This window comes from Streptacidiphilus carbonis (genome assembly GCF_000787775.1).
Classification (GTDB): domain Bacteria; phylum Actinomycetota; class Actinomycetes; order Streptomycetales; family Streptomycetaceae; genus Streptacidiphilus; species Streptacidiphilus carbonis.
The window spans coordinates 36,499-52,082 of sequence record NZ_BBPM01000023.1 but is presented as its reverse complement, the minus strand read 5'-3'; the positions used below and the strand labels follow the sequence as shown (position 1 = coordinate 52,082).

General features: G+C 72.4%; 13 protein-coding genes. 10 read left to right on the top strand and 3 right to left on the bottom strand.

The window, feature by feature from the left end; translation table 11 throughout:
* The first annotated feature begins 27 nt into the window (after positions 1-27).
* Positions 28-1,680, top strand: a complete 1,653-nt coding sequence (locus tag TR46_RS19535; protein ID WP_042403029.1) for a rhamnogalacturonan lyase B N-terminal domain-containing protein — start codon at positions 28-30, stop codon at positions 1,678-1,680.
* A gap of 6 nt (positions 1,681-1,686) precedes the next feature.
* Here the strand turns inward: TR46_RS19535 and TR46_RS19530 are convergent, their stop codons facing one another.
* From TR46_RS19530 to htpX, 3 genes are all read right to left on the bottom strand, one after another.
* Positions 1,687-2,511 carry a DUF3097 domain-containing protein gene (locus TR46_RS19530; RefSeq protein WP_042402879.1) on the bottom strand — a complete coding sequence of 275 codons (825 nt, stop codon included), beginning with the start codon at positions 2,509-2,511 and terminating at the stop codon, positions 1,687-1,689.
* The gene (gene pspAB / locus TR46_RS43675) at positions 2,508-3,089 is read right to left on the bottom strand and encodes a PspA-associated protein PspAB (RefSeq protein WP_042402876.1); all 582 of its coding nucleotides are present in this window, start codon (positions 3,087-3,089) and stop codon (positions 2,508-2,510) included. The genes TR46_RS19530 and pspAB overlap by 4 nt, the downstream gene beginning before the upstream one ends.
* 72 nt (positions 3,090-3,161) lie before the next feature.
* Complete coding sequence (htpX, locus tag TR46_RS19520) at positions 3,162-4,082, bottom strand: zinc metalloprotease HtpX (protein ID WP_042402873.1); 921 nt, start codon at positions 4,080-4,082, stop codon at positions 3,162-3,164.
* Between the two features lie 215 nt (positions 4,083-4,297).
* Between htpX and hrcA the strand changes: the two genes are divergently transcribed.
* The 9 genes from hrcA to TR46_RS44330 form a co-directional block, all read left to right on the top strand.
* Positions 4,298-5,329: a heat-inducible transcriptional repressor HrcA gene (gene hrcA / locus TR46_RS19515; RefSeq protein WP_042402870.1), complete on the top strand. Its 1,032-nt coding sequence runs from the start codon at positions 4,298-4,300 to the stop codon at positions 5,327-5,329.
* A gap of 54 nt (positions 5,330-5,383) precedes the next feature.
* Positions 5,384-6,529, top strand: a complete 1,146-nt coding sequence (dnaJ, locus tag TR46_RS19510) for a molecular chaperone DnaJ (RefSeq protein ID WP_042402867.1) — start codon at positions 5,384-5,386, stop codon at positions 6,527-6,529.
* A 58-nt stretch (positions 6,530-6,587) separates the two neighbouring features.
* Positions 6,588-7,331 carry a 16S rRNA (uracil(1498)-N(3))-methyltransferase gene (locus TR46_RS19505; protein WP_042402864.1) on the top strand — a complete coding sequence of 248 codons (744 nt, stop codon included), beginning with the start codon at positions 6,588-6,590 and terminating at the stop codon, positions 7,329-7,331.
* 201 nt (positions 7,332-7,532) lie between these two features.
* Complete coding sequence (locus TR46_RS19500; RefSeq protein WP_042402860.1) at positions 7,533-10,790, top strand: S41 family peptidase; 3,258 nt, start codon at positions 7,533-7,535, stop codon at positions 10,788-10,790.
* 238 nt (positions 10,791-11,028) lie between these two features.
* Positions 11,029-12,294 carry an ATP-binding protein gene (locus TR46_RS19495; protein WP_042402858.1) on the top strand — a complete coding sequence of 422 codons (1,266 nt, stop codon included), beginning with the start codon at positions 11,029-11,031 and terminating at the stop codon, positions 12,292-12,294.
* Positions 12,291-13,346, top strand: a complete 1,056-nt coding sequence (locus TR46_RS19490) for a tetratricopeptide repeat protein (RefSeq protein ID WP_042402856.1) — start codon at positions 12,291-12,293, stop codon at positions 13,344-13,346. Before TR46_RS19495 ends, TR46_RS19490 begins: the two co-directional genes overlap by 4 nt.
* A gap of 80 nt (positions 13,347-13,426) precedes the next feature.
* Positions 13,427-13,801, top strand: coding sequence for a histidine triad nucleotide-binding protein (locus TR46_RS19485; protein ID WP_042402853.1), 375 nt, complete (start codon positions 13,427-13,429; stop codon positions 13,799-13,801).
* 8 nt (positions 13,802-13,809) lie between these two features.
* Entirely contained in the window at positions 13,810-14,787 is a 978-nt protein-coding gene (locus tag TR46_RS19480; RefSeq protein ID WP_042402851.1) for a ribonuclease Z, read from the top strand.
* Positions 14,788-14,967: 180 nt separating this feature from the next.
* Positions 14,968-15,584: PhoH family protein (locus TR46_RS44330; protein ID WP_236655395.1), on the top strand; the 617-nt coding region annotated here is incomplete at its 3' end.

The following is a 15,584-nucleotide window of genomic DNA, read 5'->3' as shown; positions in this document are numbered from 1 at the left end:
TTCCCGGGTCCGCGGGGCGGGGGGGGACTGGCCGTCGGCGCGGCGGGGGCCGGCACCGGCGCCTACCTCGCCTCGGCCCAGGCCGCGTCCACCGCCACAGCCACCGTCACCACCACGGCTGCTGCCGCTGCCGCCTTCGGCTACACCGACGACGGCAGCTACTACACCGTCACCACCGGCGGCGGACTGGTCCTCAAGGTGCACCGGACCAACGGCGACCTGACCTCGCTGGTCTACAACGGCACCCAGTACCAGGGCTACGGCGGCCAGAACTCCCAGGTGGAGTCGGGCCTGGGGACCTCGGCCGTCAGCATCGCGCAGACCTCGGGCACCATCCTGGTCACCGTGGCGCACGGAACCATGCACCACTACTACGCGGCCCGCAGCGGTGAGAACAACGTCTACATGTGGACGAACAAGGCGGACAGCTCGATCACCGCCACCCGCTACATCGTCCGGGTGCCGCCCGGGCTCTTCCCCAACGACGACCCGGACAGCTGGGACACGGCCACCGACACCCTGATCGAAGCCCAGGACATCCGGGTCAAGCCGGACGGGACCACCCGCTCCAAGCACTACTCCAACCAGCGGGTGATCGACTACGACTACGTCGGCTGGAGCACCGGCACCGTCGGCATGTGGATGGTGCGCAGCAACCACGAGAAGGCGTCCGGCGGCCCCTTCTACCGTTCGCTGATGCGCCATCACTACACCGAGGGGGCCGGACTCTACGAGATCCTGTACTACGGGGAGAACCAGACCGAGGCCGAGCGCTTCGGCCTGCAGGGCCCGTACATCCTGGCCTTCACCGACGGCGGCGCTCCGGCCGCCTCGCTCCACCACGACCGGATCGACACCTCCTGGGTGGACGGTCTGGGCCTGGTCGGATGGACCGGCAGCAGCGGGCGCGGCCGGGTGGCCGGCGTGGGCATCAGCGGGCGGGACACCGCCTTCCCCTACACCGTCGGCTTCGCCAACGCCGCCGCCCAGTACTGGGCGGCGGCGAGTGCGGACAGCGGCTCCTTCGCCTGCGCCGGGATGCTGCCCGGGACCTACGCCTACACCGTCTACAAGGGCGAACTGGCGGTCGCCACCGGTTCGGTGGCGGTCAGTGCGGGAGCCACCACGGCCCTGCACACCATCGCGGTCGGCGCCGACCCCGGCACCGCGTCCGCGATCTGGCGGATCGGCGACTGGAACGGCGCCCCGACCGGTTTCAAGAACGCCGCGCTGATGACCTACGCCCACCCCTCGGACGTCAGGGCCGCCGCCTGGACCGGCGACTACACCGTGGGCGGTTCGGCCGTCGGCGAATTCCCCGCCTACCAGTGGAAGGACGTCAACGACGGCCTGGTGGTGGACTTCACCCTGACCGCGGCCCAGGCCGCGACCGCGCACACGCTCACCGTGGGGATCAGCACCGCGTTCCTGAACGGCCGGCCGAGGGCCACCGTGAACAGTTGGACCTCGTCCATTCCGACGGCCGCCGGCGAGCCCGGCACCCGTTCCCTGACGGTGGGCTCCTACCGGGGCAACAACCACAGTTACAGCTGGACCGTCCCGGCGAGCGCCCTGAAGGCGGGCGCCAACACCCTGGTCGTCCACGTGGTCAGCGGCTCCACCGGGACCGGCTACCTCAGCCCCGGCTTCGCCTACGACTGCGTGGAACTCCTGGTCTGACCCGGCTCACTGACCGCCCGTCACAAAGTCGATGAGCTCCTCGACCCGGCCCAGCAGGGCCGGGTCGAGGTCCTTGAAGGAGTCCACCGAGGCGAGGATCCGCTTCCAGGCAGCCGGGGTGTCCACCGGCCAGCCCAGCCGGCGGCAGACGCCCTCCTTCCACTCCTCGCCGCGGGGCACGTCCGGCCAGGCCGCGATACCCACCGAGGAGGGTTTCACCGCCGCCCAGACGTCGATGTAGGGGTGGCCGGCCACCAGCACGTGGGCGCCGCTCACCTGTGCGGCGATCCGGGACTCCTTGCTGCCCGGCACCAGGTGGTCCACCAGCACGCCCAGCCGCCGCCCCGGTTCGGGCGCGAACCCGGCCACGATGGCGGGCAGGTCGTCGATGCCCTCCAGGTACTCCACCACCACGCCCTCGATGCGCAGGTCGTCCCCCCAGACCCGCTCGACCAGTTCGGCGTCGTGGCGCCCCTCGACGTAGATCCGGCTGGGCAGCGCCACCCGGGCCCGCACGCCCTGCAGCGCCACCGACCCGGACGCGGTCCGCGCCGGCGCGACCGGTACCGGCGGTGCCACCGAACCGGGGCGCACCAGGGTCACCGGCTTCCCGTCCACCAGGAAACCGCTGGGCGTCATCGGGAACACCCGCAGCCGGCGGTGCCGGTCCTCCAGGGTGACGGTGAAGCCCTCCGCGGTCTTCTCGCAGCGCACCACCGCCCCGCAGAACCCGGTCACCACCTCCTCCACCACCAGGTCCCGCTCGGCGGGCAGCTCGGGCGCAGGCGTGGAGCGCTTCCAGGGCGGCGTCAGATCGTAGGCGCGGGTCACAGGCCGGGCGCTCCCCAGACCGGGAACCAGCGGGTCAGGTCCTGCTCGATCCGCAGGTCGTTGCCGAGCATGGCCTTGATCTCCAGCTCCAGCGCGTTGTCGCGCCGCTCCCCGCCCGGCTTGGGGGCGAAGGGGTAGAAGCTGCCGCGCTTGTAGATGTAGACCAGCGCCAGCGGCCGGTTCTGCGCGTCGGTGAAGTTCACCAGTGAGCAGAGCAGCTGCGGGCCGAAGCCGGTGCTCTCCAGCGCCGAGTTGATCGCGTGGACGTCGTTGACCAGCGAGACGATGTCCTCGGGGGGCTGGTGGACGGTCATCCAGGAGTAGCCGTAGTCGTCCCGGCTGGACTCGATGGGGATGCCCCCGCGCTCGGTGTCGGCGTCCAGCAGTGCCTGGACGTCCTGCTGCACCTGGGCGAAGGCGCCGCCCTCGGCTGAGGAGAAGCACACCGAGCCGGTGCCGGTGGGCTTGAACCCGGCCGCCGCCTCCAGCGTGATAGCCGCGGACGGCAGCCCGAACAGCTGGTCGAGGTCCGGCTTGACGGGTTTGGTGCGGCCGAGCAGGGCGTCCAGGAAGCCCATGGGTTCCAACTCCTCCGAGGCAGGGGACGGGGCAGGACGGGACAGCGATCAGGACAGCGGTCGGGACGGGCGTTACGCGCGGCCGAGCTCGGCGCTGATCCGGCCGAGCTGCTCCAGCCGCTTCTCCAGCGAGGGGTGGGTGGAGAAGGCCTGGCCGGCGGCCTGGCGGACGGAGACCGCCGGGGCGAAGTAGAAGGCGTTGAAGGGCTGGGCCCGGCGCAGGTCCTGGGTGGGGATGGCCGCCATCTGCCCGCTGACCTTGGTGAGCGCCGAGGCCAGCGCCGAGGGGCGGCCGGTCAGCAGCGCGGCCGAGCGGTCGGCGGAGAGCTCGCGGTAGCGGGACAGCAGCCGGGTCAGCAGGAAGCTGATGGTGTAGACGAGGGCGCTGACGCCGATCACGATCAGGGCCGCCACCGCGGTGTTGTCCCCGTCCCGGTCGTCACGGCTGCTGAAGCCGCCGAACATGCCGAACTGCAGCCCGACCCGGGTGATGATCCCGGCCAGCACGCCCAGGAAACCGGCGATGGTCATCACCGCCACGTCCTTGTGCGCCACATGCGACATCTCGTGCGCCAGCACGCCCTCCAGCTCCTCGGGCTCCAGCCGGCGCAGCAGGCCGGTGGTGACGCAGACCACAGCGTTCTTCTCGTTGCGGCCGGTCGCGAAGGCATTGGGGATGTCACTCTGTGCTACGGCGACCTTGGGCTTCTGCATGTCGGCCAGCGCGCAGAGCCGGTCCACCGTGCCGTGCAGCTCGGGGTACTCCTGGGCGGAGACCTCGCGGGCGCCCATGGAGAAGGCCGCGATCTTGTCGCTGAACCAGAACTGGGCGATGAACAGGCCGCCGGCGAAGATCACCACGAACGGCCAGGCGCCCTTCAACAGCACGATCAGTGCGCCCACGAACACGACGTACAGCAGGCCGATGAAGAACATCGTCAACAGCATCCGGCTCGTCAGTCCGCGGTCCGGCGCGAAGCGTGTCCTGGCCATGGCCCCTCCTCGAAAATGTGCGTGCTGTTCAATTCTGCCCTGCTCGGGCCTACCAACAGGTACGTACGGGACGGCCCAGGCGTTCCGGTCGCCCACCCCCGCGCCTTACACTGGCCGGACAGCTCTTGGCACTCCGTCATCCAGAGTGCCAGTTCTGGCCAGAGTGTCCGGCCCGGCGCCCGGCAGGATCCGGTAGGGAGTGAGGTGCGTGCCCCGTGCTTGAGGAGCGCAAGCTCGACGACCGCAAGCTGGCGGTTCTGCGCGCAATCGTCCAGGACTACGTCGGCACCGAGGAGCCGGTCGGCTCCAAGGCCCTGGTGGAACGGCACAATCTCGGCGTGTCGCCGGCCACGGTGCGTAACGACATGGCGACCCTGGAGGACGAGGGCTACATCCACCAGCCGCACACCAGTGCGGGGCGGGTGCCGACCGACAAGGGCTACCGGCTCTTCGTCGACCGGCTCACCGAGGTGAAGCCGATGTCCGGGGCCGAGCGCCGGGCGATCGGCAGCTTCCTGGACCACGCCGTCGACCTGGACGACGTGGTGGCCCGCACGGTGCGGCTGCTGGCGCAGCTGACCCGGCAGGTCGCGGTGGTGCAGTACCCCTCGCTGTCCCGGTCCACGGTCCGCCACGTCGAACTGGTCGCGCTCACGCCGACCCGGGTGATGCTGGTGCTGATCACCGACACCGGACGGGTCGAACAGCGGCTCATCGACTGCCCCACGGCCGTCGGCGAGACCGTCCTCGCGGACCTCCGCTCCCGGCTGAACACCCGGGCCGGCGGGCAGCGGTTCGTCGAGGTGCCGACGCTGCTCCAGGATCTGCCGGAGGCCTTCGACCGGGAGGACCGGGGGGCGGTCACGGCCGTCCTCAGCACCCTGTTCGAGGCGCTGGCGGAGCAGACCGAGGAGCGGGTCGTGATCGGCGGCTCGGCCAACCTGACCCGCTTCCCGCACGACTTCCCGCTCACCATCGCCCCCGTACTGGAGGCGCTGGAGGAACAGGTGGTCCTGCTGAAGCTGCTCGGGGAGACCGCCGACGCGGGCATGATGGTCCGGATCGGTCATGAGAACGCCTACGAAGGGCTGAATTCCACGTCGGTTGTGTCGGTGGGCTACGGTTCGGGCGACGAGACCGTCGCCAAACTGGGCGTGGTCGGGCCGACGCGGATGGACTACCCGGGCACGATGGGCGCGGTCCGGGCTGTTGCGCGATACGTCGGTCAGATCCTGGCTGCCTCCTAGCAGTCCCCCGAACTGGCAGTCCCCGAGCAAGATGGAAACAAGCGGAGCATTTTGGTGGCCACGGACTACTACGCGGTACTCGGCGTCCGGCGTGACGCGGGTCAGGACGAGATCAAGAAGGCGTTCCGCCGGCTGGCGCGAGAGCTCCACCCGGACGTCAACCCCGACCCGAAGACGCAGGAGCGGTTCAAGGAGATCAACGCCGCCTACGAGGTCCTCTCCGACCCCAACAAGCGGCAGGTCTACGACCTCGGCGGCGACCCGCTCTCGGCGAGCGGCGGCGGCGCGGGCCCCGGCGGCTTCGGCGCGGGCGCGGGCTTCGGCTTCAGCGACATCATGGACGCCTTCTTCGGCGCGTCCGGGGGCCAGCGCGGACCGCGCTCGCGCACCCGGCGCGGCCAGGACGCGATGATCCGCATCGACATCGACCTCGAAGAGGCCGCGTTCGGCACCACCAAGGACATCCAGGTCGACACCGCCGTCGTCTGCACCACCTGCAACGGCGAGGGCGCGGCCCCCGGCACCTCCGCGCAGACCTGCGACATGTGTCGCGGCCGCGGCGAGGTCTCCCAGGTCACCCGGTCCTTCCTGGGCCAGGTCATGACCTCCCGCCCCTGCCCGCAGTGCCAGGGCTTCGGCACCGTCGTGCCCACCCCCTGCCCCGAGTGCGCCGGCGACGGCCGGGTCCGCGCCCGGCGCACGCTGACCGTGAAGATCCCGGCCGGCGTGGACAACGGCACCCGGATCCAGCTGGCCGGCGAGGGCGAGGTCGGTCCCGGCGGCGGCCCGGCCGGTGACCTCTACGTCGAGATCAGCGAGAACGCCCACTCCACGTTCCAGCGCCGCGGCGACGACCTGCACTGCACCGTCACCCTGCCGATGACGGCGGCGGCGCTGGGCACCAAGGTCCCGCTGGAGACCCTGGACGGCACCGTCGAGATCGACGTCCGCCCCGGCACCCAGTCCGGGCAGTCCATCCCGCTGCACAGCCGAGGCATCACCCACCTGCGCGGCGGCGGCCGCGGCGACCTGATAGTGCATGTCGAGGTGCAGACGCCCAGCAAGCTCGACCCCGAGCAGGAGGAGCTGCTGCGGCGGCTGGCCAAGCTGCGCGGCGAGGAGCGCCCCTCGGGGACCTTCGCGCCCGGGCAGCAGGGCCTGTTCTCCCGCCTGAAGGACGCCTTCAACGGCCGCTCCTGAGCGACCGTCGGCACAAGCGCAGTTCAGCACAGTTGCTCAGTTGTGGAGTGAGTACGGCATGACAGCCCCGGTGTTCGTCGTCGACAGCGCGCAGCTCGCCCCGGCCGGGGCGGTGGTGCGGCTGGACGGCCCCGAGGGGCGTCATGCCGTGGCCGTACGCAGGCTCACCGTCGGCGAGGCGGTGGTCCTGGCGGACGGCGCGGGAGCGGCCGTCCAGGGCTCCGTGGCGGAGGTCGTCGGCAAGGACGTGCTGGAGGTCCGGGTCGAGGCGGTGCTCTCCGAACCGGAGCCTGCGGTGCGGGTGGTGGTGGTCCAGGCGCTGCCCAAGGGGGACCGCGGGGAGCTCGCGGTCGAGCTGATGACCGAGGCCGGCGTCGACGAGGTGGTGCCCTGGGCGGCCTCGCGCTGCATCACCCAGTGGAAGGGCGAGCGCGGGGCGAAGGCGCTGGCCAAGTGGCGCGCCACCGCGAGGGAGGCCGGCAAGCAGTCCCGCCGCCTGCGCTTCCCGGTCGTCCGCGACCTGATGACCACCCGTCAGGTATCCGGGCTGCTTTCGGACGCTGCCCTCGGCGGGGTGCTCCACGAGGAGGGATCCCTGCCCCTCGCCACCGCGGAACTCCCCGCCAGGGGCGACATCGTCCTGGTGGTGGGCCCCGAGGGCGGCGTCTCCCCGGACGAACTCGCCGCCTTCGCGGCGGCGCACGCCGCCCCCTACCGCCTCGGCCGGTCCGTCCTCCGCACCTCCACGGCAGGCGTGGCGGCAGGCTCTGTGCTGTTGGCCCGTACGGGCCGCTGGGGCTGAGCGTTCGTCTTCGGCCGCGGCGTCTGCCTGGCTCGTCGCGCAGTTCCCCGCGCCCCTATGTGCTGCAACTTGCCGACGGTGGTTCAGTTGCACCCCCAGGGGCGCGGGGAACTGCGCGACAAGCCGGGCACATGCCGCACGTTCCCGCCGCGCGGACCAAAGGCCTGCCCCACTCCCCGGGGTGACAGCTAGGGTGACCGCGTGACTCACGCCGACAGCTACCTCCGTTACCCTCATGTCCAAGCTGACCTGGTCACCTTCGTGGCCGAGGACGACGTCTGGCTCGCCCCGCTGGCAGGCGGCCGCGCCTGGCGGGTCAGCGCCGACCAGGTGCCCGTGGCCCGCCCGCGGATCTCGCCGGACGGCGAGTGGATCGCCTGGGCCTCGACCCGGGACGGCGCACCGGAGGTGCACCTGGCCCCCGCCGACGGCGGCCAGGCGCGGCGGCTGACCTACTGGGGCAGCATGCAGACCACCGTGCTGGGCTGGACCGCCGACGGCGAGGTCCTCGCCCTCAGCTCGGTCGGCCGGATGTCCCGTGCCCACCCCTGGGCGTACGCCGTCCCCCTGGACGGCTCCCCGGCGAGGGAACTGCCGTACGGCCGCGTCGGCGGCGTCGCCCGCGAACCCGGCGGGGAGCGCATCCTGCTGTCCAGCGCGGGCATGGGCCGCGAACCCGCGCACTGGAAGCGCTACCGCGGCGGCACCGCCGGCAAGCTCTGGATCGGCACCGAGGGCGACTTCGCCCGCCTGCACACCGACCTGGACGGCCGGGCCAACATCGACTCCCCGATGTGGGTCGGCGAACGGATCGCGTTCCTCAGCGACCACGACGGCGTCGCCCAGCTCTGGTCCAGCCTCCCGGACGGCTCCGACCTGACCCGCCACAGCGACCACGGCTTCTACGCCCGCAACGCCTCCACCGACGGCTCCAGGGTGGTCTACCACAGCGGCGGCGAGCTCTACCTGCACGACGACCTCGCGGACGCGCGGCCGCGCCGCCTGGACATCCGCCTCGGCGGCCCCCGGGTCGACCGCCAGCCGTACCCGATCAACGCCGCCCGCCACCTGGGGCACCTCGCCCCCGACGCCGAGGCCCGCGCCAGCGTCATCGAGGTCCGCGGCAGCATCCACCAGGTCACCCACCGGGACGGACCGGCGCGGACCCTCTCGGCCACGCCGGGCGTGCGCAACCGCCTGCCCCAGGCGCTTCCTGACGGCGGGTCGGTCTGGGTCACCGACGCCGAGGGCGAGGACGGGCTGGAGTTCACCGACGGCCGCCGGGTCGCCGTGGGCGCCCTGGGCCGGGTCGAGGAGCTCACCGCATCCCCGGACGGGACCGTCCTCGCCGTCGCCAACCGCGACGGCCTGGTGCTGCTGGTCACCGTCGCCGACGGCGCCGTGCGCGAGCTGGACCGCAGCGGCGCCGCCCAGGCCAGCGGCCTCGCCTTCGCGCCGGACTCGCAGTGGCTGGTCTGGTCGCACTGCACCAACTCCGAGGAGGTGCCGCGCCAGCTGCGGCTGGCCCAGCTCGCCGACGGAACCGTCACCGAGCTGACCCAGCCCCGCTTCAACGACTACGCGCCGACCTTCACCACCGACGGCAAGCACCTCGCCTTCCTGTCGATGCGCGACTTCGACCCGGTCTACGACGAGCACGTCTTCGACCTGTCCTTCCCGCTGGCCTGCCGCCCCTACCTGCTGACGCTGGCGGCCGACACGCTCTCGCCGTTCGGCCCGCAGCCGCAGGGCCGGGCCCTCGGCAAGGGCGACAAGGACGACCAGGACGACAAGGACGCAGCCGGCGCCAAGGACGCCGACTCCGCCGCCAAGGGCAAGGACGACGGCGACGCCGCGGCTGACGACGGCGACGACGCACCCGCCCGCACCCGGCTGGACCTGGAGGGCCTCGCCGACCGGATCGTCCCCTTCCCGGTGTCCAGCGGCCGCTACACCGACCTGCGCGCGGTCAAGGGCGGGGTGGTGTGGCTGGAGCATCCGCTCACCGGTGAGCTGGGCAACGCCAAGGCCACCCCGGACGGCGAGGCCGAGCGCAGCAGCCTGGAGCGGTTCGACTTCGGCACCCGCCGCGCCGAGACCCTGGTCGACGAGCTGGACCGGTTCGCCGTCTGCGGCGACGGCAGCCGGCTGGCCGTGGTCGACCAGGGCGAGCTGCGGATCGTCCCGGCCGACCGCAGGGTCGGCAAGGACGAGCAGGACGACGCGGTGACCGTGGACCTGTCCCGGATCCGGGTCACCGTCGACCCCGCCGCGGAGTGGCGGCAGATGTTCGACGAGACCGCCCGGCTGATGCGTGACAACTTCTGGCGCGTCGACATGAACGGCATCGACTGGACCGGCATCCAGGCCCGCTACCGCCCGCTGGTGGAACGGGTCGGCAGCTACAGCGAACTGGTCGACCTGCTCTGGGAGCTGCAGGCCGAGCCCGGCACCTCGCACGCCTATGTGCAACCGGTCGGCCAGGGGGTGGCGGGCAACCGCCGCCAGGGGCTGCTCGGCGCGGACCTGGTCCGCGACGAGGCAGGGGTCTGGCGGGTCGGCCGGGTGCTGCCCGGCGAGTCCTCCGACCCGGCGGCCCGCTCGCCGCTGGGTGCGCCCGGGGTGAGCGTCCGGGCCGGCGAGTCGCTGCTGGCCGTGGACGGCGTCCCGGTGGACGGGACCGCCGGACCCGGCCCGCTGCTGGTCGGCACGGCAGGCAAGCCGGTCGAGCTGACCATCGGTCAGGCCAACGGCGCCGGTGAGGCCACCCGCAGCGTGGTGGTGATCCCGCTGGCCACCGAGGAGCCACTGCGCTACCACGACTGGGTGGCCGGACGCCGGGCCCATGTCCGCGAGCTGTCCGGTGGCCGCCTCGGCTATCTGCACGTGCCCGACATGGTGGCCAACGGCTGGGCGCAGATCCACCGCGACCTGCGCGCCGAGATGGCCAGGGAGGGCCTGATCGTGGACGTCCGGGAGAACCGCGGCGGCCACACCTCGCAGCTGATCATCGAGAAGCTCAACCGCCGGATCGTCGGCTGGGACCTGGTCCGCACCAGCCCGCCGGTCGCCTACCCGATGGACGCCCCGCGCGGCCCGCTGGTGTCGGTGGCCGACGAGTTCGCAGGCTCGGACGGCGACATCGTCAACGCCGCGTTCCAGGCCCTGAAACTGGGCCCGGTGGTGGGCGTGCGCACCTGGGGCGGGGTGATCGGCATCGACGGCCGCTACTCCCTGGTGGACGGCACCGGGGTGACCCAGCCCCGCTACGCCTTCTGGCTGGACGGCTACGGCTTCGGGGTGGAGAACCACGGCATCGACCCCGACATCGAGGTGGTCTGCGCCCCGCAGGACTGGGCCGCGGGCCGCGACCCGCAGCTCGACGAGGCCGTCCGCACGGCGCTCGCCGCGTTGGCGCGCACGCCCGCCGCGACGCCGCCGCCCATCCCTGGGCTGTAGGGCTGTCTTCGGCTGCGGGCTGTGCCTGGTTGGCCGCGCAGTTCCCCGCGCCCCTGAGCAAGTGCAACTTGGCCAGTTGCAAACGTGTAGGGGCGCGGGGCTGTGCTTGATTAACGGCGCGCGCGACCAGCCCACTACGGTCCGCAGTCGAAGATCCCCCGCACCCGGAAGGGTTGTTCGCCCACGGGTGATCCCCCCGCCCCGCAACGGGGTTGACCGGCCGGTTAGGGTCGTCGGCATGGCTGAAGACTCTCCGCTGATACGCAGTCTGCGCTCCGCCCTGGAGGCGGCCCCGGCGGATGTCCCGCTGCGGCTGCATCTGGCCGCACTGCTGTTGGACGACGGCGAGTTCGAGCAGGCGGTCGCCGAGATCGCGGCGGCGCTCCAGCACGACCCGGGCAGCGCCGAGGCAAGGAAACTGATGCTCCGTGCGATGGGCGCGCCCGCCCCGCCCGCCGCGCCCCCCGCGCCCGCCGCAGCCCCGCCCGGGGCCGAACCGCCGCCGGAGGCGGCCTCCGTGTCGTTCGACTGGGCCTCGGCCGAGCAGCAGCTCAGCGACACCGTCCAGCCCCGCTTCATCGAGCCCGCCGCGGCCGACGGCGCCGACGACCCCGGCGACGAACCCGCCTGGGACATCGAGAGCAGCCAGGTCCGCCTCGCCGACGTCGGCGGCATGACCGAGGTCAAGCAGCGGCTCGAAGCCGCCTTCCTCGCCCCCATGCGCAACCCCGAACTCCGGCGCCTGTACGGCAAGTCGCTCCGCGGCGGCCTGCTCCTCTACGGCCCGCCCGGCTGCGGCAAGACCTTCATCGCCCGCGCGGTCGCGGGGGAGCTGGGCGCCAAGTTCCTCTCGGTCAGCCTCAGCGACATCCTCGACATGTACATCGGCCAGTCCGAGCGCAACCTCCACGACGTCTTCGCCGCCGCCCGCGCCAACGCGCCATGCGTGATCTTCCTGGACGAGATCGACGCGGTCGGCGGCAAGCGCAGCAGCATGCGACACAACGCCATGCGCGGCACCGTCAACCAGCTGCTGCTGGAACTGGACGGCGCACAGCACGACAACGACGGCGTCTTCGTCCTGGCCGCCACCAACTCGCCCTGGGACGTGGACACCGCGCTGCGCCGCCCGGGCCGGCTGGACCGGACCCTGCTGGTGCTCCCGCCGGACCAGCAGGCCCGCGAGTCCGTCCTGCGCTACCACCTGAGGGACCGTCCGATCGAGGGCGTGGACCTGGTCAAGCTGGCGAAGAAGACCGACGGCTGGTCCGGCGCCGACCTCGCCCACCTCTGCGAGACCGCGGCGGAGGCCGCCCTGCTGGACTCCGCCGCCAGCGGAAAGGTCCGCATGATCGGGATGCCCGACCTGCTGGCCGCGGCCAAGGAGGTCAGGCCCTCCATCGAGTCCTGGTTCACCGCCGCCCGCAATGTCGCCATGTTCGCCAACGACGGCGGCACCTACGACGACCTGCTGGCCTTCCTGAAGCGGACCCGCCGCCTGTGACCACCGCGGAGCGGGTGACCCGGGCCCGCGCGCTGATGGACCTCGGCCGCCACACCCAGGCCCGCGGGCTGCTCGCCGAGGCCCTCGCCGAGCAGCCCGGGGACGCCGCGGCCTGGTCCGCGATGGCCCGCTGCTGCTATCGCACCGACGACTTCGAGGAAGCCCTGCACGCCGCCGACCAGGCACTGGCGCACAATCCGGCGCTCGCCGCGGCCTGGCGCTGGCGGGCGCTCTCGCTGGCCGAGCTGAAGCGCTGGCCCGAGGCCCACCGGGCCGCGTCCGAGGCCATCGGCCGGGAGCCGCACAACTGGTCCGGACACATGATCATGGCCCGCGGCCTGCTGGCCGACCCGGCCCGCGGCGGCGACGACCAGCGGGCCCGCGACGCCGCGCTCCGCGCCCGCGAGCTGGCCCCGCACGAGGCGGAGACCCACTTCTACGCCGGCCGGGTGGCCGAACGCGCCGGACGCCAGGCCGAGGCCGAGGCCTGCTACCGGGAGGCGCTGCGGCTCAACCCCGAGCAGCGCTCCGCCCGCAACCAGCTCGCCCTGATCCAGATGCGACGCGGCGACAACTACGCGGCCGCCCAGGGCTTCGCCGCCGTCGCCGCCTCCACCAAGGGCGCGGAGCTGGGCATCCACAACCTCAAGGTCGTCGCGGTGCGGCTGATCTCCAAGGCCCGCTGGGTCTCGGTGGCGGCCCTGGTGGTCGCCGACATCGGCGCGGTCGCCGTGCCCGACGGCGGCTGGGCGGTCCGGGCGGCCCTGCTGGCGGTCCTGGCGGCCGGCTGGGCGGTCTGGGCGGTGTGGGCCGCCCGCCAGGTCCCGCAGCAGCTCCGGGGCCCGCTGCTGCGCACGGTCCGCGGCAGCGCCTACGTCCTGCTGGTGCTGCTCGGCGTGGCGGCGTTCAGTCTGGCCGCCTTCGTACTGCTGCTGGTGCCGGCCCTGGCGCGGTACTGGGTCGAGGTGGTGTTCGGCGCGGTGGTGGTCCAGCTGAGCGCGCTGCGGGCGGCCGCCGTGCTGGTGCGGCGGGCCAAGCAGCGGGTGGAGTGACGCTCCGTCCGATCACCTGCCGCAGCCGATGGGTACGATGCGGCCTATCCGGTTCAGGGACTGATGACGAGGAGCTCGACGTGTCGGGAGAGCCGCAGGCTGACTGCCTGTTCTGCAGGATCGTGGCGGGGGAGATCCCGGCGACCGTGGTCAGGGAGTCGGAGACCACGCTGGCCTTCCGCGACATCAACCCGCAGGCCCCCACCCATGTGCTGGTCGTCCCCAAGGTGCACTACCCCGACGCGGCCGCCCTCGCCGGCGCCGAACCGGCCCTCGCCGGCGCGCTGCTGGCCGAGGCCGGGCGGGTCGCCGAGGACGAGAAGGTGGCCGAGTCGGCCGGCGGGGCCGGCTACCGGCTGATCTTCAACACCGGGGCCGGGGCCGGGCAGACGGTGTTCCACGCCCACGTCCACGTCCTGGGCGGCGGCGACGGACTGCGCGAGAAGCTGGTCTGACCCGCCGGATGTCAGCACGTGAACTGGTGGTGCTGGGGACGGCCAGTCAGGTCCCGACCCGGCACCGCAACCACAACGGCTACCTGCTGCTCTGGGACGGCGAAGGCCTGCTGTTCGACCCCGGCGAGGGCACCCAGCGGCAGATGCTGCACGCCGGGGTGACCTCCCACGCGATCACCCGGATCTGCGTCAGCCACTTCCACGGCGACCACTGCCTGGGCCTGCCGGGCATCATCCAGCGCATCAACCTGGACCGTCCCGCCCGTCGCCCACCACCACCCTTGTCCGAGGCGCTTCGCGCCGCACCTCCTTTTTCCGTCACCGCCCACTACCCGGCCTCCGGCCAGCGCTTCTTCGAGCGACTGCACCACGCCAGCGCCTTCCACGAGACCGTCGAACTGCGGTGCGACCCCATCGCCGGCCCCGGGCCGGTCGAACTGAAGGCGCCCGGCGCGCCCTTCACCCTCACCGCCGAGCCCCTCTCCCACCCGGTCGAGTCCTTCGGCTACCGCCTCACCGAGCCCGACGGCCGCAGGATCCTGCCCGAGCGGCTGGCCGCCCACGGCATCGCCGCCGGGCCCGCCGTGGGCCGGCTGCAGCGTGACGGCGCGATCACCCTCGCCGACGGCTCCACGGTCACCCTGGAGCAGGCCAGCGAGGTCCGCCCGGGCCAGAGCGCGGCCTTCGTGATGGACACCAGGCTCTGTGAGGGCGTCGCCGCGCTGGCCCAGGGGGTCGACCTGCTGATCATCGAGGCCACCTTCCTGGAGTCGGAGGCCGCCCTGGCCCGCGACCACGGCCACCTCACCGCGGCGCAGGCGGCCCGGGTGGCCGCCGAATCGGGCGTACGGACCCTGGTGCTCACCCACTTCTCGCAGCGCTATCCCGACACCGCCGGCCACCTCGCCGAGGCCCGCCGGCACTTCGACGGCGAGATCGTCCTCGCCGAGGACCTGATGCGGGTGCCGGTGCCCGCACGTGCCTGACGGATGAAGCCTGGTCGACGACGGCGGAAAACTACTGGCGCCACCCGCGCCACGGGCGGACCATCGTTCTCTCCGGCCCTACCGGCCGTCGTACCCTTGTCACACCGAGCCTCAGAGATTTCGGCAGAGGCCGGCGGACCCGATAGAGAGATGGGATGAGGCAGGCCTAAGCGCCGACCCATGACTTCTACGACACCCGATGCACAGCGCGCCCAGCAGGTGCCGGCGCAGGCCCAGGCCAAGATCGTCATCCCGGAGAAGCACCCGATGGTGAGCGTTCTCGGCGCCGGGGACTCGTTCCTCAAGGTGATCGAGAAGGCCTTCCCGGACATCGACATCCACGCCCGCGGCAATGAGATCACCGCCACCGGCGACCGGACCGGGATCCGACTGGTCCAGCACCTGTTCGACGAGATGATGCTGGTGCTCCGCACCGGCCAGCCCCTGACCGAGGACTCCGTGGAGCGTTCCATCGCCATGCTGCGCAAGGCCGAAGAGGATCCGACCAGCCCCGAGGGCACCCAGAGCCCCTCGTCGGTGTTCACCGCCAACATCCTGTCCAACCGCGGCCGCTCGATCCGCCCCAAGACGCTCAACCAGCAGAACTACGTCGACGCCATCGACCGCCACACCATCGTCTTCGGCATCGGCCCGGCCGGCACCGGCAAGACCTACCTGGCCATGGCCAAGGCGGTCCAGGCCCTCCAGGCCAAGCAGGTCACCCGGATCATCCTGACCCGCCCCGCCGTAGAGGCGGGCGGCGCCCCCGGCTTCCTCCCCGCCCCCCCCCCACAAGA